Source organism: Hymenobacter cellulosivorans (assembly GCF_022919135.1).
GTDB lineage: Bacteria > Bacteroidota > Bacteroidia > Cytophagales > Hymenobacteraceae > Hymenobacter > Hymenobacter cellulosivorans.
The window spans coordinates 5,670,967-5,692,615 of the sequence record NZ_CP095049.1; the positions used below are offsets into that span (position 1 = coordinate 5,670,967).

The following is a 21,649-nucleotide window of genomic DNA, read 5'->3' on the forward strand; positions in this document are numbered from 1 at the left end:
TGCCGTTCGGCGTGGCTTTTCCAGTTATTTATTCAGTGTATGCGTGAGGCGGTATTTCTTCGGCAAAATGAGGCCAAGTGGCGGCGCTACGAAAATGAGCCGGCCACCGGCCCCGACGAGCTGGCCGCCCGCTTCATCGAGCTGACCGACGACCTGGCCTACGCCCAGACCTTCTACCCCTCGTCGACTACCACGCGCTACCTCAACGACCTGACCGCGCGCCTGCACCAGAAGCTCTACCAGAACAAGAGCGAAACCACGACGCGCTTTGGTCACTTTTGGCGGCAGGAGCTACCCTTGCTCGTGGCCCAGCACCACCGCACGCTGGCCTGGTCGTTGGTACTGTTTACGGTTTTTACGCTGCTGGGCGTGTTGTCGGCCGCCAACGACGACACCTTCGTGCGAGTCGTGCTGGGCGACGAGTACGTGAACCGCACCATCGAAAACATTGAGCGGGGCGACCCAATGGCCGTGTATAAGGGCATGAGCGAGACGCCCATGTTTCTCTACATCACTATGAACAACATCTACGTGGCCCTGACGGCTTATGCCCTGGGCGCCACGCTGGGCCTGGGCACGCTCTGGGCGCTGTTTCAGAACGGGGTGATGCTGGGCTCCTTCCAATACTTTTTCTACCAGAAAGGCGTGCTGCTGCCTTCCCTGGTCACCATCTGGATTCATGGTACATTGGAAATATCGGCCGTGGTGCTGGCCGGCGGGGCGGGGCTAGTCATGGCGCGCAGTCTGCTGTTTCCCGGCACCTTTTCCCGGGCCGACTCTTTCCGCCAGGGCGCCCGCGACGGGCTAAAGCTGGCTATAGGCCTGGTCCCGATTTTTATTGTGGCCGGCTTCCTGGAAGGCTTTGTGACGCGCCACACCGAGATGCCCGTGCTGCTGAGCCTGCTTATTATTGGCACTTCGGCCGCCTTTATCATCTGGTACTTTATTCTGTATCCGCGGCAGCTGGCCCGCCGGGCTGGTACGCTATGACCTCCTTCGCCTTATGAAGTCGACGTTTACTACCGCCGCTGCTTTTCGGCAGGAGCGGGATTTTGGTAATAAAATAGCGGCCACCTTTGAGTGTATAACGGCTCACTGGCGGCCCTTGGGCAAATGCCTGGTGTACTTCGTGCTGCCCGCCGCCCTGCTGATGGGCGTAGGGCTGGGCCTGATTACCAACTTCGCCCTGAATTCCATGGGCAAGCCCTACGGGCCAGTAGCACCAGGAGAGCTGTTCAATGCCTCCTACTTTTCGGGAATGGGCATTACGATGCTGGGCGGTATGCTGGCCGGCGTGATGCTGATGGGCACCGTGTATGGCTACGTGCGCGTGATTCTGACCGCCGAAGCCGTGCCCGCGCCAGCAGCGGTGTGGCAGGTTATCAAGGGCCGGCTGGGTCGGATGCTGGGCGCTTTTGGGCTGCTGTTTGGCCTTTATCTGCTGGTAATGCTGGCCCTGACGAGCCTGATGGCCATAACCTCGTTTTTCGGGCTGCTCTTCCTGGTCATCTTTCCGCTGTTCCTGTACGTGATGGTGCCGCTGACCTTGTATTTCCCCATTCTCTGGCTGGAAGACGACAACCTGTGGCAGAGCCTGCGGCGCAGCTTTTATCTGGTGCAGGGCAAGTGGTGGTCCACGTTCGGGCTGATTATGGTTACGAGCATGATTCAGATGATGCTGTGCTTCATCTTTATACTGCCGCAGTACGCCGTCATGGTGGGGAAGATGCTCAACGTTCCCGGGCTGGATTCGGATGCGCTGGGTATTGCCACGCAGTGTCTGTACGCGCTGGGCATCATGTTTACGGCGGCTATTCCGTTGCTAGCCGTGGCCTTCCAGTATTTCAACCTGGTGGAGCGCAAGGAAGGTCTGGGCCTACGCTCCTTGATTGGCAGCATCGGCCAGAGCCCTACTCCTCTGGCCTATAATCAGACCTACCGCGCCGATGAAGAAGGGGAATACTAATCCAGCCTCGCCCGGCGCTTCTGCCTTATCTTTCCCCCACGCGGGCCCGGCTCCGCTATTTATCCTGCTTCATTGCTAGTGTTTTTGCGTATTCGGATGCGGTTTTTCGGTTGGGGTCTACTCCTGTTTTTGCTGCTAGCCGGCCCGACCGGCCAGGCCCAGCAGCCAGCGCACAAGCCCGATCTTGCGGTGCATACCCTGCCCACCGACCGGAACACTGCCGTGCCCCTGCGCCAGCCGGCCCCCGGCCGCCTGCGGGAATTCCGGGAGCAGCGCGCGTTTCAGTACGTGGAAGTGAAGAGTGAGCAAAGCACCTGGGACCTGTTCTGGGCCCGGCTGATGCACTGGCTCAACGAAGTGCTTTCTACCCGTGGCGGCAAAGTGGTGTGGGAGTACGGCATCTACGCCCTGCTGGTGGTCGGGCTGGTATTCGTGGTGCTCAAGCTGATGCAGGTTGATTTGACCCGGGCCTTTGGCCGGGCCCCGCGCACCATGCCCTTGCCCTACGATACCACCACGGAAGATATTCACGGGCTGGACTTCGACGCGCTGCTGACCGAAGCCGAAGCCGTCGGCAACTACCGCCTAGCCGTGCGCCTGGGCTATTTGTACGTGCTCAAGCAGCTCACCGACCAGGGCCTGATTCAGTGGCAGCCCGAAAAAACCAACCACGACTACTTGCAGGAGCTGACAGCGGGCCAGCTACGGCCAGTATTCCGGGAGCTTACCCAGCAGTTTGAATACGTCTGGTACGGGGAGCAACAGGATTTGTCCCTGGCCCACTACACCCTGGCTCGCGAAGTACGCGTGGCCTTCCAGCGCCAGCTTTCCACCGTGGCCCACGCCGCCTAGCCTCCCCGCGCCATGACGACCTTCCGCTGGTATTTGCTGGGCCTGGCCCTTCTGTTCGGAGCCTACGTAGCCGTGGAATACAACCGCCCCAAACCTCTGGATTGGCGGCCCACCTACCAGAATAAAGACAAGATTCCTTACGGCACCTACGTCCTCTATCAGGTACTACCCGAGGTCATGGGCGTGCCCGCGCGGGAAGTGAAAGCCGTCCGGCTGCCGATTTACAGCCAGCTGGAAGGTGAAGACGAGCTGCAACCCGCTTCCGATGAGGAAGTGTACCTGGAGCAGGAAGAAGCCACTGACAGCACCGCCACGCCCGCCGACTCACTGGGCCTACGGGCGGATGCAGCGCCCGAAGTTGCAGAAATCGACTCGGAAGAAAGTGACTATGCTCAGGGCTTAGCCGAGTCGGACTACCCCAAGACCACTTACCTGTTCGTCAACAACGACTTCGAACTTAGCCCGTCCGATACCCGGGCCCTGCTGCGGCACGTAGCTCGCGGCAACGACGTGTTTATTGCCGCCGAACGGTTTACGCCCCGGTTTGCCGATACGCTCGGGTTCGACACCGCGCCCTTTCTGGGCAAGCCCCGTCTGCGCGACAATTCTCCCAAGGCCCTGCTCGAAGACTCGGTAGGGCTGCGGCTGACCAACCCCCGACTATCCGGCCGGGCAGGACGCGCCTTCCGCTTTCCTCTCGTTGGGGCCTCCTACCGCATCCTGCCCGACAGCGGCCTACGGGCTACCCAGCTGGCCACCGACGCCCAGGGCCGGGCTGTACTGGTTCGGATTCCGCACGGCCGGGGCCACGTATACGTCTGCTCCGTGCCGTTAGCGTTTACCAACTACTTCGTGCTGCAGCCACCCACTGGCAACCTGGCCTTTGCAGCCCTCTCCTATTTGCCTGCTGGCCGCCCGGTGTGGTGGGACGAGTACCAGAAGCAGGGTCGGCAGGGCGAACAGTCGTTGCTGCGGGTACTGCTGGCCCACGATGCCCTGCGGCGGGCCTTGTATCTGAGCCTGGTGGGGGCCGTGCTTTTCGTGCTGTTCGAGGCCCGGCGGCGGCAGCGCATCATCCCAATTCTGAAGCCCCTGCCCAACACGACGCTGCAGTTCACCCGCACCGTAGCCAGCCTCTACCGCCAGGGCGGCAACCACGCCCTGATTGCCGAGAAGAAAATCGGGCTGTTCCTGGAGTTTCTGCGCCAACGCCTCAATGAGCCTAGCCTCGATTTCAACAGTGCTGAATCCCGGGAACGGGTAGCTCAAAAGGCTGGTGTGCCCGTGACGGCAGTAGAGCAACTGGTGCGCCGCATTAACCTGGTTCGCACGGCCCCACAGGTTTCGGATACGGAGTTGCTGCTGCTTAGCCGGGCCCTACACGAGTTTCGCCAAGCTGTCAGTAAATAATTGCATTATGCTAGCAAATATAATTTTACCGTTTTTTAACTATTCCGATATGAGCTTTATTGCTATTAAAGCAGCTTTATGATCGAGCATAGATTGGGGCTAATTAAATAATTCTCACGGCATTTCTTCTCCTCACGTAGCAGCCGCACTGCTTCTTCCCATGGAAAACACCTCTGAATCTACCTTCTCCGCTCCCGAGCCACATGTGCCTGCAGCGACCCCAGACGCCCCCGCTGCCTTTGTGCCCCGCACCGATTTGAGCAACCTAAGTCGGCACGCCGAGGCGATTCGCGGTGAGTTGAGCAAGGTGATTGTGGGCCAACACGACCTGGCCGAGCTGCTGCTGACTGCCGTGCTGGCCGATGGGCACGTATTGCTGGAAGGCGTGCCCGGCGTGGCCAAAACCCTTACGGCCAAGTTACTGGCCCGCACCCTGGCTGTGTCGTTTAGCCGCCTGCAGTTCACCCCCGACCTAATGCCTTCCGACGTGCTGGGCACCGCCGTGTTTCGGCCCAACACGTCCGAGTTCGAGTTTCGGCCCGGGCCTATCTTCGCCAGCATCGTGCTGATTGATGAAATCAACCGGGCGCCAGCCAAGACCCAGTCGGCCCTGTTTGAGGTGATGGAAGAGCGGCAGATAACCCAGGATGGCACCCGCTACGCCATGACGGACCCGTTTGTGGTGCTGGCTACCCAGAACCCGATTGAGCAGGAAGGCACCTACCGCCTGCCCGAGGCTCAGCTCGACCGGTTCCTGTTTAAACTGCACGTGGGCTACCCCTCACTGACGGAAGAAGTTGCTATTCTGCAGGGCCACCACGCGGGCCTGGGCAGCACGGCTCTGGAGCAGGTGCAGGCCGTATTGACGGCCGACGACCTGCGCGAATTGCGCCAGCAAGTGCAGCGCCAGCACGTAGAGCCCCAGCTTCTGGAATACATTGCCCGCCTCGTGGGCCAGACGCGGGCCCACAAAAGCCTGTATCTGGGCGCTTCGCCGCGGGCTTCTTTGGCACTGCTCAACGGCGCCAAAGCCCTGGCCGCCCTGCGCGGCCGCGACTTCGTGACGCCGGAAGACGTGCAGTATCTGGCGCCCCACGTGCTGCGCCACCGCATTCTGCTGACGCCGGAGCGCGAAATGGAAGGCCAGACAGCCGATGACGTAGTCAAGCAAATTGTGCAGCAGATTGAAGTGCCCCGTTAGGCTTTACGCCTAGCAAGCACTAAGAACGTCACGTCGACTAGCTAGCGGCATGACCGTTCCGGGTACTACTGCTCGAACGCGCTAGCCCCATTTGCCGCGCGCCTGATTTGCCACGCCTGTTTTTCGACTGCCTTTCGTGAAATCCCTGTTTCTGACCCTGCGCTTTTTCTTGCTACTGACCGCCGTGGTATTCGGACTGGTCGTCGCCTTTTTCTGGCCCGGACTGCTGGTGCCTATGCAGTTGCTGCTGGGTCTGCTGGTAGTCCTGACGCTGGTCGATTGGCTGCTGCTGTTTGGCTCGGCCCGCACCGGAGCCGGCGGCGTCTTCGGGCGGCGGGTGCTGGGGGATAAGCTGGCCAACGGCAGCGACAACGACGTAGCCATTTACCTGGAAAACACCTACCGCTTCCCGGTCACGACGGAAACCATCGACGAGATTCCACCCCAGTTTCAGCGCCGCGACGTGCTGTTCCGGGCCACGGTACCGGCGGGTCAAACCACCGTGATTCACTACCAACTGCGGCCAGTGCGGCGGGGCGAGTACCAGTTTGGGGCCCTGAACGTGTTTGTCAAGTCGCCGCTGGGGCTGGCGCAACGGCGCTTCTGCTACGGGCAAGATCAGGTGGTGCCGGTATACCCGTCGTTTTTGCAGATGCGGCAGTATGAGCTGCTGGCCATCAGCAACCGGCTGACGGAAATCGGGGTGAAACGCATCCGCCGGGTGGGCCACAGCATGGAGTTTGAGCAGATCCGGCCCTACGTTCCCGGCGACGACCCGCGCACCATCAACTGGAAAGCCACGGCCCGCCGCGCCGGTACCGGCACCGATACGCTGGTGGTGAACCACTATCAGGACGAGCGGGCCCAGCAGGTGTACTGCCTTATTGATAAGGGCCGGGTGATGCGCATGCCCTTCGAGGGCCTGAGCTTGCTCGATTACGCCATCAACGCCACGCTCGTCGTCAGCAATATTGCCCTGCTCAAGCACGACAAGGCCGGTTTGCTCACGTTTGCCGACCGCCTGAGCACGGTGGTGCCAGCTGAGCGGCGGGCAGGCCACATGCAGAAGATTCTGGAGGTGCTCTACAAGCAGCGCACCCGCTACCTGGAAACCGACTACCAGCTGCTCTATTCCAACGTCAAGGCCAAAATCCGCCAGCGCAGCCTGCTGATCCTGTTCACCAACTTCGAAACCCTCAACGGCCTGCAACGCCAGCTGCCCTACCTGCGCGGCCTGGCCAAAGACCATCTGCTACTAGTGGTGTTCTTCGAGAATACCGAGCTCCAGCACTACCTCGACCAGCCCGCCAGCAGCACCGCCGACGTCTACAACCAGACCATAGCCGAGAAATTTGCCCAGGAAAAGCGCCAGATTGTGCGCGAGCTGCAGCGCTACGGCATCTACAGCCTGCTCACGCCACCCCAGCAGCTCACCGTCAACACCATCAACCGCTACCTGGAATTCAAGGCGCGGGGCCTGATCTAGCGGTAAGCCGAGCAGCAATTACTCTTCGTCGAAGACCGTTAGCTTGGCCGAATCCAGCAGCAGCCCGGCCTGGGAGCCATAGTAGAGGAAAACCACCGAAACGTTGTCGAATTCGTCCTTGGGCGGGCGCATATCAAAGTGCAGCTCCTGGGGCCAGGTGTCTTCCAGGGCCCGCTGCAGGCGCACGGTACGCTCCTTCACGACCTCCGAGCCCCGGCGGAAGCGGATGACGTACTGCGTCATGCGCGGCATGTCCCACTCCGGGTAGTTTGCCTTAGCTACGGCCGAGGCCCGCACCCACTGAAAGTCGCCGGGCCGGGCGGGCATGACGTACTCCTGGCTTTGCGGGTGCAAGGAATCCAGGGCCAAGGAGCACCGGCCTTCCAGGGCCGGAGTGCCACAAAGGCCGAGTGTTTCCTGCTCGAAATCCTGCTGCCACAGCACCCGCTGCCGGACAGCCGTGCCGGTAAACTCCGAGTTGCTGTCGAGCAGCAGGCGGGTTTCAACGGGCACCTCGTAGCGGAACAGGATGCGCCACAGATAGGAGCGGTTCATATCCCCGACGTACACCAGCCCGCAGAATATGAGCCACATGCTGTAGTAGCACCCCACCACGGCCAGCCCTCCGTAGGCCGCCGCCCAGCGGGGCCGGGTCAGCAGCCAGCACAGCGCCGCCGCCAGCGGCCAGGCCAGCACGGCGTAGGTCTGAATCATGGCCCGGGCGCCCAAGGAACCGCCGTAAGTCCACTGCTGCCAGGCAAACGTGACGTAGATGAACACCACCAAGTAGATGACCATGGGCCAGAAAGCAGCGGGCTGCTGCCGACGCAGCGCGGCGTAGCCGACCAGCGCGGTCAGTAGCAGGGGCGAGTACATCAGCCAGCCGCTACGGAAGCTGAAGAGGCCGTCCCAGACGTGGGGCTTGAGCCAATCGAAGCCCTCATCCACGTAGCTGTAGTACACCCAGGAGCCGGTGGCGTAGTGCCAATAGAACATCTGAATGCTGACCAGCAGCCCACCTGCCGCCACGGCGGCCAGCAGCAGGCGCAGGTGCTGTCGCCAGAAAGCCAGCCGCTGCTGCCACACCGCGCGGCTCAACTCCAGCCCCCAGAGCAACGGCAGCAGCACGGCCAGAATTTCGGTGGGGCGCGTTAAGGTCATTATCCCCACCGTAGCCCCGATTCCCAGGGCTTTACACAAGGTCGGGCGAGCGTAAAAGCTGGGCGTGAGCAGCAACAACACCGCGTACCAGCCCAACAGCCAGTTGTGGGTCATGGCACCTTGCCCGGCGCTATACACCAGATAATTGGTACCCAGCACCAGAATCAGCAGCGTCAGCGCCGTAGGCCACTCCCCAAACCGCGGCAGCAATGCCCGGCGCACCAGGGCCAGGCTGCCGATGGCCACCAATAGGCTGGCGACCAACAAGGCCCACTGATAAGGCGGCGAATAGCCGTCGGCGGGGTAGCCCAGGGGCCCGGCCAGCGCGTGGGCTACCAGAAAAAAGGGCAGCTCCTGCAGGGCCAGGCCGGAGGAGTATTTCAGCACGAAGTTGCCCGATACCGAGTCGCGGGTGGCGTGCTCAAACCGGGGCGTGGGATGATACTGGGCTATCATCTCGTCGCGGAAGTTGAGCTGCCGCAAATCGTGGTGTACCAGCGTGGCGGGCAGGTAGAGGTAGTAGCCGGCCGTATCCGAGCCGATGTACTCGAGCTTGTCTTTGTGCCACACCCACGCTTGAAAAGCAGTGCTCAACAGCACGATTACGCACACAAGCCACGCCAGCCAGGAAGCAGATTTCATAATACAGTCGGTTCCGATACGGTAGCTACTAGGCCGATAAAAGCTCCAAATTAGCGGTTAATCCCCGGTTTCGTGCACTTGGGCCCGGTCGTTGCATACCTTTAGCTTCCGTCGTTTTCTTTGCTTATGCTGGCTCGTCCGTTTCTGTCGTCGTTTGTATTCGTTGTTTTTATCTGGTGCCTAAGCGTAAATCCGCTGGCGGCCCAGGCCCCCGTGGTTACGGATACCCGCAGCCTGCTGCCAGTGCCCAGCACGGTGCAGTGGGGCAAAAGCCGTTTTGCGCTGAAGGGCCAGTGGCGGGTACAGGTGCAGGGCCCCAAAGCCGATTCGGCGCTCCGCCCCCCGCTGGCGGAGTTCGGCACTTGGCTTGGGCAGCAAACCAACGATAAGCGCCTGACCACTCAGTTTGTGGCTTCCGGGGCTGCCGATTTAACCATCACCTACGGCCGCCTGGGGCAACTCACCCTTCTCGGCGACGACGAGATGTACAGCCTGCGCGTGACGCCCATGGGCATTGCGCTGTCGGCCAACACTCACTTGGGCATCCTGCGCGGGCTGGCTACGCTACGGCAGCTGCTGAACACAGAGAAAAAGGACTACCACTTCGCCGAAGTGGATATTGCCGACTCCCCCCGCTTTAAATGGCGAGGCCTGCTCGTTGATGCCGCCCGGCACTTTATGCCCCTGCCCGTGCTCAAGCGCAACCTCGATGGTATGGCCGCCGTGAAGCTTAACGTGCTGCACTGGCACCTGTCCGACGACCAGGCCTTCCGGGTCGAAAGCAAGGTGCTGCCCCGCCTGCACCAGGTTGGTGGGCAATTTTACACCCAGGATCAGGTGCGCGAGGTTATTCGCTATGCTGCTCAGCGCGGCATCCGGGTTATTCCTGAGTTCGACATGCCCGGCCATACGACCAGCTGGATGGCGGCTTACCCGGAGCTGGCTTCCATCGACTCAACCTACGGCCCGGCCCAAACCTGGCGTACGCTCAACATTGCCCTGGACCCCACCAAGGAAACCACCTACCAGCTTATCGACAAGATGCTGGGCGAAATGACGGCGCTGTTTCCCGACCCCTACTTCCACATTGGCGGCGACGAAAACGACGGGCGGCAGTGGCGGCGTAGCCCGCGCATCATGGCCTGGGCAAAGCAAAACGGGTTTCTGAAAGACAACGGCCAGCTCGATAAGCACGCCCTGCAGACGCATTTCAACCGGCGCATTCTACAGTTTGTGACCAAGTACCAGAAGAGAATGGTGGGCTGGGACGAAATCCTGGGGCCGGGCTTGCCTGAAGATGCCGTCATTCAGAGCTGGCGCGGCCGTAAAGGGCTGTATGATGCCGCCAAGCAGGGCCACGCCGCCCTGCTTTCCAATGGTTACTACCTCGACCTGAACCTGACGGCCGCCAGCCACTACCTCACCGACCCCGTACCCGCCGACGCGCCCCTTTCGGCCACCCAGAAAAACTTGATTCTGGGCGGTGAGGCCACCATGTGGTCCGAATTTGCCGACAGCGTCATCATCGAAAGCCGCATCTGGCCCCGGGCGGCGGCGGTGGCTGAACGGCTGTGGTCGGCTGCTGCCGTGCGCGACGTGCCCGACATGTACCGCCGTTTGGGCGTCGTGTCAGTGGAGCTCGAAACGCTGGGGCTACGGCACCGCAAGGCTCCGGAGCAGCTACTGACTCAACTGGCCGGGGGCCGCGACGTGGCGGCCCTGCGCACGTTGGCAGGCGTTTTGGAGCCCGTGAAGGAGTATAAGCGCCATTTCCAGGGCTTCACCTACACGCCCTCTACCCCACTGACCCGCCTGGTAGACGCGGCCCCGGCCGAATCGGAAGCGGCCCGGCAGTTTGGCGTGGCAGTGGAAGGATTGAATCAGTACCTGGAGTTGGCGCCGCCCGCGGAGCGGTTCAAGGGAGCCAGCTCCAAAGCCTTGCTGTCCTTCCTGAATTCCCAGCTGCGTACCTGGGAAAGCAATGACCAAAAACTGCAGCCCTTGTTTCTGAAAGGCTCCAGCCTGTGGGAATACGCCCCGCTCTCCACCCAGCTACGGCAGTTAGCGGCCCTGGGCCTGGAGCGCCTGCAGATGCTGGAAAAGGGCCAGAAGCCGGCGGCGGCCTGGCAGGCTACGGCTCTTAAGCAGCTGGATGCCGCCAAAGCTCCCGCCGGTCAGGCCGAGCTGGCCGTAGTCAACCACCTTCGCAAGCTGCTGACCTTATAAAATAAGCTTACAGTACGCCTTGCCCGGTGCAACGGCACAGTATTCAAAACAAGAAAGCCGCGGCGCGGTGACCACAACAGCTGGTTACTGCGCCGCGGCTTTTGCTTGCCGGAGAAGCAAGCTTCAGTGCCTACCTGAGCTGTGCAGTTCATGCTTGAGGGCTGGAACCGAAGCCAGAACCGGTAGCAAATCCTAGGGCTTACTGCCCCACGCTAGGCGCAACCAGGTAAAAACACCTGGTTTTCAAATCAGGCTTTTTTACGGGTATATGGGCCTGAGCCGAAGCATAGCTTTGTCATGCTTCTATCAATAAGCCAAGATGATACGCATGGAATCTACTGTTGCTCCGCCGGCTTGCTCGTGTGGCTGCGCCCCGCCGGCTGCGGCAAACCGGGACGTGCGCGCCCAGGCCGGCCGCCTGGCCAAGTCGGTGCCGCCCACGCTGGTTAGCCTGGGTATTGCCTTTTTCCCGAAGTGCCCGATGTGCTGGGCGGCTTACATGAGCGTGCTGGGCAGCATTGGTCTTACCCGGCTGCCGGCTTATCAGCCCTGGATGCTGCCCGTGCTGGTTGGGTTGCTGGTGCTGCACCTGTATCTGCTGTTTCGGCAGTTCGCAGCCCAGCGTTACTGGCCCTTCGCCTGCAGCCTGCTAGGAGCCGCCTGCCTGCTGCTGGCCCGCATCGGCGTTGTCTCTGGCCCGTGGCTGGCCCTGGCTGGCATTGCGGCATTAGTTACGGGCTCCCTGCTGAATACTTTCTCTTTTACCGCCTTATCACGCATTAAATCCAACGTTCCCGCATGAATTCTCCCTCCCCTATCCGCACCCGCTACTCGGTCATCGAGCTGCAAAAAGAGTACGACGCCGGTAATACCAAGCCGCTCGACAACCTGATCCGGGCCTGGGCCGGCATCAAGGCCTTGCCCCCGGACGACCTGAAGTCGTTTTTCAACCTGGGCGGCTACCACGGGGAGCCTTTCCGGGGCGAGGGTGCCACCGACAGCGCCTACTGGGGTGGCTACTGCAACCACGGCAACGTCCTGTTTCCGACCTGGCACCGGGTGTACTGCCTCAAAGTTGAGGAGGCGCTGCGCAGCATTCCCGGCTGCGAGGACGTAACGCTGCCCTACTGGGACGAAACCGACAACTACACGCTGACCACCGGGATTCCGAAGGTGCTGACGGCGGAAACGTACCCGCTGGATGGACAGATGATTCCGAACCCGCTGCGGTCCTTCACCCTGCCGGTAGCCATTGTCGACAACGTCAAGTCGGATAACCAAGGCAACCCCGACGACCCGAACTATTCCAAGCCGGTCGGTTACGAGACGGTGCGCTACCCCTTGTCGGGCCTGGTGGGCACGCCCCAGGACCAGGCGGCCACCGCCTCCCACAACGCACAGTATCCCGACGCCGAACAGAACATTGCGACGCTTGACTCCAACGTGGTGCAGTGGATGAAGCATACCTTCTACAATGGCACGGAGAACCCGATTGGCATTCTGGCCGAGTTTCAGCAGTGCCTACAGGCACCCAACTACACGGTCTTTTCCAACACCACCTCGGCCCAGGAATGGAATACCGGCAAGCCGGCCAACGAACAGGTAATGCCGCTGGAGCAGCCCCACAACGACATTCACCTGGCCGTGGGCGGGTTCGACGTGCCCGGCACCGACCTGTCGCTGATTCAGGATGCCAACGGCGACATGGGCGAAAACGACACCGCCGCCCTGGACCCCATTTTCTACCTTCACCACTGCAACGTGGACCGGGTTTTCTGGCTGTGGCAGCAGCAGCACCAGGCCACCGACCAGCTCGAAATCATCGACAACTACGCGGGCACCAATTCCTCCGGCAACCCGTCTCAGGGTCCGACGCCGGGCATTCCCGATAATACCCCGCTTACGCTGGACACCCCCTTGTACCCCTTTAAGCAGGGCACGGACAACAACGGTTCAGATTACGTTTCGCGCGACTGTATCAACATCGAAACCCAGCTGGGCTACACTTACACGGTTGGCTCCCTGGCCGAAGTGCCCGTTATGGCGCAAGCGGCGGTGGCCCAAAAGGCTTCGGGCCAGCAGGTACTGCACGTTTCCCAGATCAACAAGGCCCCCATCAAAGGCTCCTTCATCATTGCAGCCTTTGCGGAGAAAGACGGCCAGAAAGAACTCATCGGCTACAAATCGGTGCTGAGCCGCTGGGACTCAGGTTCCTGCATCAACTGCCAAACTCACCTGGAAGTAAAGGCGGCTTTCCCGCTCATTACGCTGCGCGAGGAGGAAAAAACCCTCGACAATATTACCGTGGAGCTGATTACCCGCGCGGGCAGCCGCCCCATACCCGCCCGCGCCGCTGCTGCTGCCGAGGCCAATACGTCTCAGGCCAAAACCGTGCAGGCCGTGAAAAGCAAGATGCACGTGGAAATCCGCTAGGCGCGCCGGCACCTTGCCGCGCTGCTTGTTACGCCCCCGAATCGGTGAGCGGCTGGCCAAGGCCGGACGGCCCGGCTCGGGGGCTTTGGCGTAGTAATGGTCTTAAAACAGCACTGACACCTGCATGCGGCCAGTATGAATCGGGGCCAGGCCGTTGGGCTTGCGGCCGTCGTAGGCCACAGTGATGTTGAGGCCATTGCTCAGGCGCTGCTCCACGTTCAGGTTCCAGGTGAAGTTGCTGCCCGGGCGCAGGGCATTCAGGATTTCCAGGGCTACTAGCGAGGTCTGGTCGGCATCAAAGCCCACGCGCACGTAGCGGGCCGTGCCGCTCACGGTACGCTTGCTTACCTGACTGATGCGTGTTTCCAGGCCCAATTCGTCGAATACGCCACGAATATCCTGGTCGGGGCCGGCGGTGTTGCGCTTGTCGAGGCGCTGATAGGTGCCGGTAAAGCGCAGAGTACTGTTGGGCTGGTAGCTGATTTCTGGGGTAACTTCGTAGGCCAGAATCCGGAAATTGCGGGTCGGCGAGTAATCCGAAATACTTTCCCGGATGTTGCGGGCTGTAGTGAGCCGCGCCGTAAAGCTCTGGGCCAGCGTCCGGCGCAACAACACCGACTGGCTGGCCAGGTTGCGTACGTCAAAGCCTTGGGTGAGCAGCACTTTCTGCTGGGTTTGCTGCACGGTAAATTCGGCCCCGAAGATTGGATTGGATCGGTTGAAATACAGCGTATTGCGCAGCAGCTTGTTCAAAGACAAGAGCAGGGTATCGGCGGTTTGGAAAGCAAACGGGTTGAGGCGGGAGCTCAGGTCTTTGTCGATGGTGCGCCGGTCGAGGGTGACGCTGCTGATGGTAGAGAAGCGGGCCAGCAGGCTGCGCCAGCCAGGCTGGTCACGCCACTGCCGCGGGGCGCTGAGCGTGAGCCGGTAGCCAAACCGGTTGGTAAAGGCCACGATGTAGTCGTCGGTGGGCAAAAACACCTTGATGTAGGTGCGGTACTGGGCCTCGGGCGTCTGAGCCTCGAAGAATTCGTCTTTCTCCTGGATTCCGTCGCCGTCAGTGTCCTGGTAGTAGTGCGTGCCCTGCCCGGCCACCACGGGAATAAAGGAAAAGTCGCGGCGCAGCTCCCGGCCCGTAGCTACACTATAGCTGAGCTCCGAGCGTAGTACGTTCTGCAGAAAGGTGGCATTCCAGTCGAGCTTGCCCAGTACGGTGCTTTGGCGGGCACTGTCGCGGGCACTCAGGTCGCGGTAGGTGGCCAGCAGGCTCAGGTCCTGATTTTTGCCCAAGCGGCTGGCAAACGTGCCCTGCCAGGTTTGGGCCTGCCCGCGGGTGCGCAGCTCATTGAGCAGCGGCGTTTGGTCGCGGCGGTATGTGTAGTCGAGGCGGAAGCGGGTTTTGGCGCTGTCCCGGCTTTGCACAAACACGTTGTGCTCGTCGAAGTAATTGGCCGAGCTCAGCGAATCGCCGCTGGGCAGGGCCACCCGGTTTTTATCGAAGCGGTAGGCATAGCCAGGCACTAGCGGGCCGCGGGCGTAGCGGGCCGCGGCCTCGCCCCGGGCCCAGGTAGAGCGGAACCGGCCGGCCTCAGTGCTGAGCAAAAACAAACCGACGCGCATTTCCACGTCGCCGAGCTTCTGAGCCACGTCCAGCCAGTTCTGCAGCCCGTTGACTTCGCCGGCCCGGTAGCGCCGCGTCACGCGGTAGTTGATGAGGTTATTGACATCCTTGACGGCACCCACCGAGAAATTGAGCACGTTGTCTTCCCGGGCCACACGCCTAGTAGCGTTGCCTTGCACGGTGCTGGTAGTGCTCCAGTTGCGGTCAAACTCAATGTCGCGGTACCGGTCGATGGGCGCAAAGCGGTGGCTGGTATACTCGTAATCCAGGGCGCTGCGCAATTTGTACGCCTTCAGAATGGGCAAGCCCAGGGCGCGGTCCAGTACGGTATAGCCCACATGCATGGCCTGGCCCTTATCGGCCTGGGCCGAAAACCGGTTGAGGTCGAGGTCAGTGGAAGCCACGTTCACGAAAACCGTGGTGGTAGAATCGAGGCGGTAATTGGCCCCTACCGAAATCATCTGCTTCTCCAAGGGCGTGGGCACCAGGCGCTCGTCGAGGTAGCGGCCCCGCCCCTGCCCCACGAATTCGTATACCCGCCCATTGGCGTTAGTATAGCGCGTGCTCAGGTTGTAGTTGCCGCCGCCCGCGCCCTTGTCGGTGAAGCGTACGGTGTACACTTGCCGCGTCGAGTCGGGCGGATAGGTATAAACCCGAACCAGCTGCTGGGTTACCGGATCCAGCACTTCAGCTTGGTTGTACTGCAGTTTGCGCCGGTCGTACTGCTCGGCCGCGCCGCCGGCCGTACTCACCTGGCTCACGTTTTCACTCACGCGCTGCAATAGGGCCCGGGTACTGTCGTCCAGGGTCAGGTTGGGCGAGTTGTCGGGGTTGTCGGCTTCGCGGTAGTAGTTGGCGTGCACGCTGAGCTTGCCCAGCTCCTGGTAATGGCTCAGGTGGTAGAGTGAGCGGGAGTAGTTGAAGTCGGAATACTCGAAATCAACCTTGATGCGGGAGTTGCGGGTAATCAGGTGCTGGGGCGAAAACGTCACCTCGGCCTGGTTGTAGTCGATGACGTAGTCGAAATCGAAGCCCCGGGTCATGAGGCGGCCGTCGAGGTAGACCCGCTCGGAGTTGGCCAGCACGATGATAAACTGCTCCCCGTTGGGCCCGCGCAGGCGGTACGGCCCCTGCACGTTTTCGATGGGCGCAATGTCGATGGAGGCAAACTTGCCCTTGGCTACCCCGGCCGCTACGGTGGTATTGCTGCGGCGGACTGGCTTGGCACCCAGGTTGGTTTCGATGGCGGCGCCCTGCACGTTTTTGTAGAAGCGCAGAAAGTAGTCGGGCTTGTTGCGCAGCACTACGTCGCCGGCCGTCAGGTTCCAGCGCGGATGAGTCAGCGTGATGTAGATTCGGTCGAATTCCTGAAGCTGCTGGGTGTTGCCCTCGGGCTGGAACGGCACGTTCTGGTCACTGATGGCCGCCGTGAGCGTGATGTCGTCGGTGAGCTTGCCGTCGAGCTGCAGGTTGAGCGAGGAGTTGACAAACACGTTCTGGGTGTTGCCAAAGGAAACGCCGCGCGACAGGTTGCCGGTTTTGTTGATGCCCGGCGTGCTCAGAATTTGCTCTTTCACGGCAAAATCCTGCACTCCGAAAGGCCGCCGACCGAAGCCCACACTGTCCATCAGCTGGCGGGGCCGGCGGTAGCGCGGGGCCGCCAGCTGGAAAGGCAGCACCCGGTAGCACACCAGTACCGAGTCGACAGTCGGACTCGCCGCGCCGGCCGAATCAGCAGCAGCGGCCGGCGTGGGGCGCGCCAGTTGGTAGCGGCCGGTGCGAGCATCGTAAGCCACCGAGCGGCCCGCCACGCTCACCGACGAGGGCACGATGGTCACCGAATCGGCCAGTAGAAAGCTGGTCGTGTCGCGGCCCGGCGCCAGGCGCACCCAGCGGCAGCGCCGCGACGAAGGCACGTCCCGCTGCTGCTGCGCCTGAGCCCCCAGACTCAGCAGCCCTCCGAGCAGTAGCAGGCAAATGCGCAGGATTCGAAGCGTATTGCTGCTGATCATTCGGTACTGGCAACGGGGTTTATCTTCGGCGGGGAGGCAGGTGGCTGGACAACGCAAAAAGCCTGCGGTTTAGTTTTTAGTTGTTCGTTGTCCGTTGATAGAACTCTGTTTGCCAAGACTAACAACGGACAACGAACAACTCAAAACCAAAACCTACGCCGGGGCCAGCGGCAACTCAATGCAAAAGGTGGTACCAACGCCTTCCTCGGTTTCAAACCAGATTTTGCCGCCGGCACTTTCAATACCACGGCGGGCTACGGCCAGCCCGATGCCCGACCCGGATTCCTTGGTAGTAAAGTTCGGCACAAACACTTTGTCGCGCACACTTTCCAGAATGCCGGCTCCGTTGTCTTCGATGCACACCCGCACCCGGTCGGGCCCAATGGCTTCCAGCTGAGCTTTTATCAGCGGCTTGCGGGTTTCGGGCACGGCCTGCAGCGCGTTTATGAGCAGGTTGTTGAAGGTGCGGACCAGCAGGTTTTCGTCGGCAAACACCACGTACTGTCCGTCTTCGGCTTCGGGCGTCAGTTCTAGCTCGATGCTGCCGCCCCGGGCTCCTCCCTGGTGCAAGCCCACGCAGCGGCGCAGAATAGAAGCCACGTCGAGGCGCTCGGGCCGCATGGCGGGTAGGTTGGTGAAGTTGCTGAACGAGGTAGCAATGTCGCTGAGCACGTCAACCTGGGTAATCAGGGTCTGGGAAATCTTACCGATAAGCTCCTCGGCGTTGGGCCGCTTTTCGGTAATGGCCTTCTGCAGAAACTGCAGGCTCAGCTTCATCGGCGTCAGCGGGTTCTTTATTTCGTGGGCTACCTGTCGGGCCATTTCGCGCCAGGCAGCTTCCTTTTCCTGGGTGGCCAACTCCTGCTTGCTTTCCTCGAGCTTGAGCAGCATGGCGTTGTACTCGCGCACCAGCAGCCCGATTTCGTCCGACGACTCGTAGGCCAGCATTTCGTTTTGCCCGGTCAGCGTAGTGTGCTTGAGCTTCTCGGTCAGCACTTTCAAGGGTGCCGTCAGCATGCGCGAGGCAATGAAAGTCAGGACCAGAAACAGGATGAACATCACGGTGAAGATGTTCAGAATGGTCGAAATCAGTTCGATAAGCTTATTATCAAGCTCTTTCTCCGAGTCGAAGAACGGAATGCCCACGTAGCCCACCACTACGTTGGCCCGCTCGGGTCCCATCACCGTGCGCAAGGGCAGATACAGCGAATTGAATGACAAGGTGCCGGCCCGCTCGGTGAGCAGCACCCGGGGCTGGGCCTGCTCGGCCAGGGCCGCGGCGGCCTGGGGATTCATCAGGGGGCTTAGCAACCCCGACTCAAAAATCAGGGGCTGGCTGCTCACCAGCAGCACGCCCTGGGCATCATAGAGGTTCAGGTCGGTTTCGGTCAGGCTCGACACGTTTTCGGCCAAATCAACCAGGGCTGTACGGCTGGCGGTATCGGCCAGCACGCCGCGGTTTTTGAGCAGGTTTTCCTGTACCGTCCGGCCCCGCCGCTCGTAGGTACGCAGCAGGTCGCGCTTGTAAGAATTGGTGACCTGGCTGGCCGTGGCAATGCTGACTACAATGAGGGGCACTAGAATGCCAAAGTTGAGAAACAGCTGAATCTTAGTGCTGAAGTTGGTGCGAAACGCCTCGAAATACCGGCCGCGGGCCAGCATATACCCCCCAATGCAGAGCAGCCAGAAAAAGGTGTGCAGCAAAAACAGGAAGGAGAAGTTGGCCAGCCAGTCAGCAAACGAATAGGTGGCCGTCGTCACGACGGCCGTGCGGTTCTGGGGGCCGCGCACGGCTAGGTGATGAAAGCCGTTGGCCGGCAGCCCGGTACTGTAGAGGCGCGGGTCGAGCAGTTGCTGGGGCGAAAGGCGGTTGACGTAGTCGAAGTCGCCTTCATTATACACTAAGCGGCCATTCTCGTACCCAGCGTAGCTGAGCTCGGGGCCCAGACTAGGCTGAAAATACTTCTGGTCGACCAACAACTCGGGCACCACGCTGTAGGCCGTCAGCTTTTTCAGCGACAGTTCCAGCAGCACGGTGCTGTTGCCCCCGCGCGGACTCGGCACGCCCACAAAAGCCACGTAGCGCCGGGTGCTAAACGAGTTGGGGTTGCGAATAAGGTAAACGTTAGGCTGGTCGGTGGCGACGGCAGCACGTAGCAGCTGGCGGCGCGTAACCGGCAGTAAAGCCTGCGACTTGGGCTCCTGAATTGGCTTGCCGGTGGGGTCAAACAGAGTTACCCGCACCTCATACTTGTCGAAATAGTCGCGCAGGTAATACTTCACTATTTTCTGGCGCACTACGTCCTGGTTGCTAAACGGGCTAGCCAGCATGGTGCGAATCAGCGGGTCGGCAGCCATTTCCCGGGTGCGCTCAGCCAGCAAATATTCGCCCTGCAGGTCGTTATCTACCAGCAGGTTGCCGGCAATTTTCTGCTTGGTCAGCACCAGCTGCCGGTCGAAATGCTCATACAGCGCCAGGGCCCCCACCGCCGAGCTAATGCCCAGCATCAGAAAAATGAACAGGTATACCTGGTACGGTACGATGGAGGCAATCTGCTTGAGCCCAGTGATTCGAACCACCAGAAAAAACAGCAGCGTCAAACCCAGCAGAATCGGTGTGGACTCGCCGAGCACGATACCGGCGGGCAGAAACAGCAACGTAGAAACGGCCAGCAAGGAAGCACCCAGCTGCCGGGTAGCAGGCCGCCCAATGGCAATAAAGAGCTGAGACAGGATATAAAAGCCGACCAGGTAGCCACCCGTGTGCAGCACAATGGCCAGGCACAGCAGCAGCTTAAAGCCCGAGAGCTGGATATTCTGGGTGATATCCAGTACCAGCTGGGAGTTGTTAAAGCTGTTAGAGTAAAACTGGAACAGCAATTCCAGCAGCCCCCAAAAAGCCATAACCACGGCTGCCCCGCTCACCACCCGCCCCATGAAGCTCTGGGCGTGCCGCATCTGCCGCACCAGGCCGTAGCGCCGGAAAAGCAACAGCAGGTAGTAGGCCGTCAGCGTTAACAGCAGGGCGTTGATAAGCAGGTCGCCCAAAGAAGGCGACAACCAGGAAGCCGCGTACAGGCGCGGGTCGAACAAGGGCAGCTCGACGATGGAAAACGGCAACCCCAGGTACAGCAGCACCGCCCGGTACGCAGCCAGCGGCCCTACGATGCTGGCAGCCCCGGCCATAATCCGTCCCTGACCTATCAGGCGACGGGCCAGCAGCACCCACCCCATGATATAAAGCGCCGAGCCGAGACCCAGAAACGCCAGCAACAAGTATTTGCCCGTTATAGGATTGGTCTGCAGGCTCTCTACCGAGCACAGGTATTTGCCTTCCTGGGAGCGGAGCCACGGCAGCCGGGAGCCGGGCATGTTGGGCATAATCCGCACGTTGAGCCCGCGAAACAAGGCTCGTTCGGAGCCCTCCCGCAGGTAACGGTTGCTAATGCCGTAACGCTTTTCCAGCGGGATATAGGTCAGCACCACGTACGGCCCGGCAGTCTGCCGCACGGCCAAGTAGTAGCCAAACTTCATTTCCACCAACTTCTCGCGGAACGTTTGTCCCACGTTTTCCGGCTCAGGCCGGGTAGTGTGGTCCGACCAGTAAAGCAGCTTATCGCCGCGAAAAACAAAGCACGGATATGTGGTGTGCCCTACCAGCGTACCGAAGTTCAGCTCGCCGCTCTGCAGACGCCGGGCCACGTCGGTGCCTTCGCGCTGCGCTACGGTTTCGGCACCTTCCACCAGGTTTTGCAGGCGCACTACGTCGGTGTGCAGCAATACGCCGGAAGCACGCGTCCCGTAGTGGTTGCTCAGAAAGGCCCCTATAAAGCAGAGGGCCGCGGCCAGCAGCACGACAAAGGGAGAAAAACGGGACGACTTCAACAGCAGAGTGAGCTATAACAGACTATAAAAGAGTAAATGAGGCCGGTAGCCCAAACAAAAATGCCGCCAAAGGGCGGCATTTCCTATTCTTCGCGCCGTTGTGAGTAGCGTCCATAGGTGCGGGGCTCGTAGCGTACGCCGCCAAAAAAATACAGCATCACGGCCCGGGCGTAGCGAAATAACAGCGGAGTGAGCAGCAAAACGGTTATGGCCACCGTCGCCACATATACCCAAACGGGCGGGTCGTGGGCTAGGTAATACAGCACAAACCCTACAATGACGACAATGCTGACGGAAAAGCCATAGCTCACGTACATGGCTCCCCAATAGAAGCCTATTTCCGGCTCATAGTGCTGCCCGCAGTCGGGGCAGGCCTCATACATTTCGTCAAACTTAGCCAGGTTCAGGGCCGAGTGCCGGAATAAGGGTCCGCGGTGGCAGCGTGGGCACTTCAGGGCCAGTAAGGCTAGCCCCGCGGAGGATTCTGCCACTACTTCTTTTTCTTGTGGCTGTTGCGGTACCAGAAGTAGCCAATGGTACCGATCAGCAGGTACGGCACCGTCATCAGGTACACAATGCCCTTGTTTAGGCCCGAGGTGTCGTACGAGTCCTTCTCGGTGCGGGCAGCTTCTACCTGCGTTTTACACATGGTGCACTGCGCCTGCGAGGCTAGTGGGGCCACGCTCAGCAGCACGGCTAGCACCAAGGCGAATAATCCAGCTCCTATCTTTTTCATCTCTTTGAAAACCAACTG

Annotated in this window: 14 protein-coding genes; 9 read left to right on the forward strand and 5 right to left on the reverse strand. The window is 60.7% G+C overall.

What is annotated here, in order from left to right; translation table 11 throughout:
• Positions 1 to 39 precede the first annotated feature (39 nt).
• The 6 genes from MUN80_RS23985 (at position 40) to MUN80_RS24010 (ending at position 6,915) form a co-directional block, all read left to right on the forward strand.
• Positions 40 to 990 (forward strand): stage II sporulation protein M, encoded by a 951-nt coding sequence (locus MUN80_RS23985; protein ID WP_244717111.1) that lies wholly within the window; start codon positions 40 to 42, stop codon positions 988 to 990.
• Positions 991 to 1,003: 13 nt separating this feature from the next.
• A complete protein-coding gene (locus MUN80_RS23990; protein ID WP_244717113.1) occupies positions 1,004 to 1,966 on the forward strand; it encodes a hypothetical protein in 963 nt (320 codons plus the stop codon).
• 129 nt (positions 1,967 to 2,095) lie between these two features.
• Positions 2,096 to 2,818, forward strand: coding sequence for a DUF4129 domain-containing protein (locus MUN80_RS23995; protein ID WP_244717115.1), 723 nt, complete (start codon positions 2,096 to 2,098; stop codon positions 2,816 to 2,818).
• 12 nt (positions 2,819 to 2,830) lie between these two features.
• On the forward strand, positions 2,831 to 4,228 hold the full coding sequence (locus MUN80_RS24000) for a DUF4350 domain-containing protein (protein WP_244717117.1): 1,398 nt from the start codon (positions 2,831 to 2,833) through the stop codon (positions 4,226 to 4,228).
• A gap of 160 nt (positions 4,229 to 4,388) precedes the next feature.
• Positions 4,389 to 5,429 (forward strand): AAA family ATPase, encoded by a 1,041-nt coding sequence (locus MUN80_RS24005; protein ID WP_262922028.1) that lies wholly within the window; start codon positions 4,389 to 4,391, stop codon positions 5,427 to 5,429.
• Positions 5,430 to 5,556: 127 nt separating this feature from the next.
• Positions 5,557 to 6,915 (forward strand): DUF58 domain-containing protein, encoded by a 1,359-nt coding sequence (locus tag MUN80_RS24010; protein WP_244724956.1) that lies wholly within the window; start codon positions 5,557 to 5,559, stop codon positions 6,913 to 6,915.
• A gap of 18 nt (positions 6,916 to 6,933) precedes the next feature.
• On the opposite strand, the gene MUN80_RS24015 is transcribed toward MUN80_RS24010, so the two are convergent.
• Complete coding sequence (locus MUN80_RS24015; RefSeq protein WP_244717119.1) at positions 6,934 to 8,718, reverse strand: hypothetical protein; 1,785 nt, start codon at positions 8,716 to 8,718, stop codon at positions 6,934 to 6,936.
• A 126-nt stretch (positions 8,719 to 8,844) separates the two neighbouring features.
• Between MUN80_RS24015 and MUN80_RS24020 the strand changes: the two genes are divergently transcribed.
• The 3 genes from MUN80_RS24020 to MUN80_RS24030 all read left to right on the forward strand — a co-directional run bounded on the left by MUN80_RS24020 (position 8,845) and on the right by MUN80_RS24030 (position 13,377).
• Positions 8,845 to 10,944, forward strand: a complete 2,100-nt coding sequence (locus tag MUN80_RS24020; RefSeq protein ID WP_244717121.1) for a beta-N-acetylhexosaminidase — start codon at positions 8,845 to 8,847, stop codon at positions 10,942 to 10,944.
• Positions 10,945 to 11,272: 328 nt separating this feature from the next.
• Positions 11,273 to 11,746 (forward strand): hypothetical protein, encoded by a 474-nt coding sequence (locus MUN80_RS24025; protein ID WP_244717123.1) that lies wholly within the window; start codon positions 11,273 to 11,275, stop codon positions 11,744 to 11,746.
• On the forward strand, positions 11,743 to 13,377 hold the full coding sequence (locus tag MUN80_RS24030; protein WP_244717125.1) for a tyrosinase family protein: 1,635 nt from the start codon (positions 11,743 to 11,745) through the stop codon (positions 13,375 to 13,377). The genes MUN80_RS24025 and MUN80_RS24030 overlap by 4 nt, the downstream gene beginning before the upstream one ends.
• 102 nt (positions 13,378 to 13,479) lie before the next feature.
• Here MUN80_RS24030 and MUN80_RS24035 read toward each other — a convergent pair whose 3' ends face one another.
• The 4 genes from MUN80_RS24035 to MUN80_RS24050 all read right to left on the reverse strand — a co-directional run bounded on the left by MUN80_RS24035 (position 13,480) and on the right by MUN80_RS24050 (position 21,631).
• The gene (locus tag MUN80_RS24035; RefSeq protein WP_244717127.1) at positions 13,480 to 17,010 is read right to left on the reverse strand and encodes a DUF8818 domain-containing protein; all 3,531 of its coding nucleotides are present in this window, start codon (positions 17,008 to 17,010) and stop codon (positions 13,480 to 13,482) included.
• Between the two features lie 153 nt (positions 17,011 to 17,163).
• Positions 17,164 to 20,895, reverse strand: coding sequence for a sensor histidine kinase (locus tag MUN80_RS24040; protein ID WP_244717129.1), 3,732 nt, complete (start codon positions 20,893 to 20,895; stop codon positions 17,164 to 17,166).
• 83 nt (positions 20,896 to 20,978) lie between these two features.
• On the reverse strand, positions 20,979 to 21,386 hold the full coding sequence (locus tag MUN80_RS24045) for a DUF983 domain-containing protein (protein ID WP_244717131.1): 408 nt from the start codon (positions 21,384 to 21,386) through the stop codon (positions 20,979 to 20,981).
• Positions 21,386 to 21,631, reverse strand: coding sequence for a CAMCR motif-containing small membrane protein (locus tag MUN80_RS24050; RefSeq protein WP_244717133.1), 246 nt, complete (start codon positions 21,629 to 21,631; stop codon positions 21,386 to 21,388). Before MUN80_RS24050 ends, MUN80_RS24045 begins: the two co-directional genes overlap by 1 nt.
• Between the last annotated feature and the right edge of the window lie 18 nt (positions 21,632 to 21,649).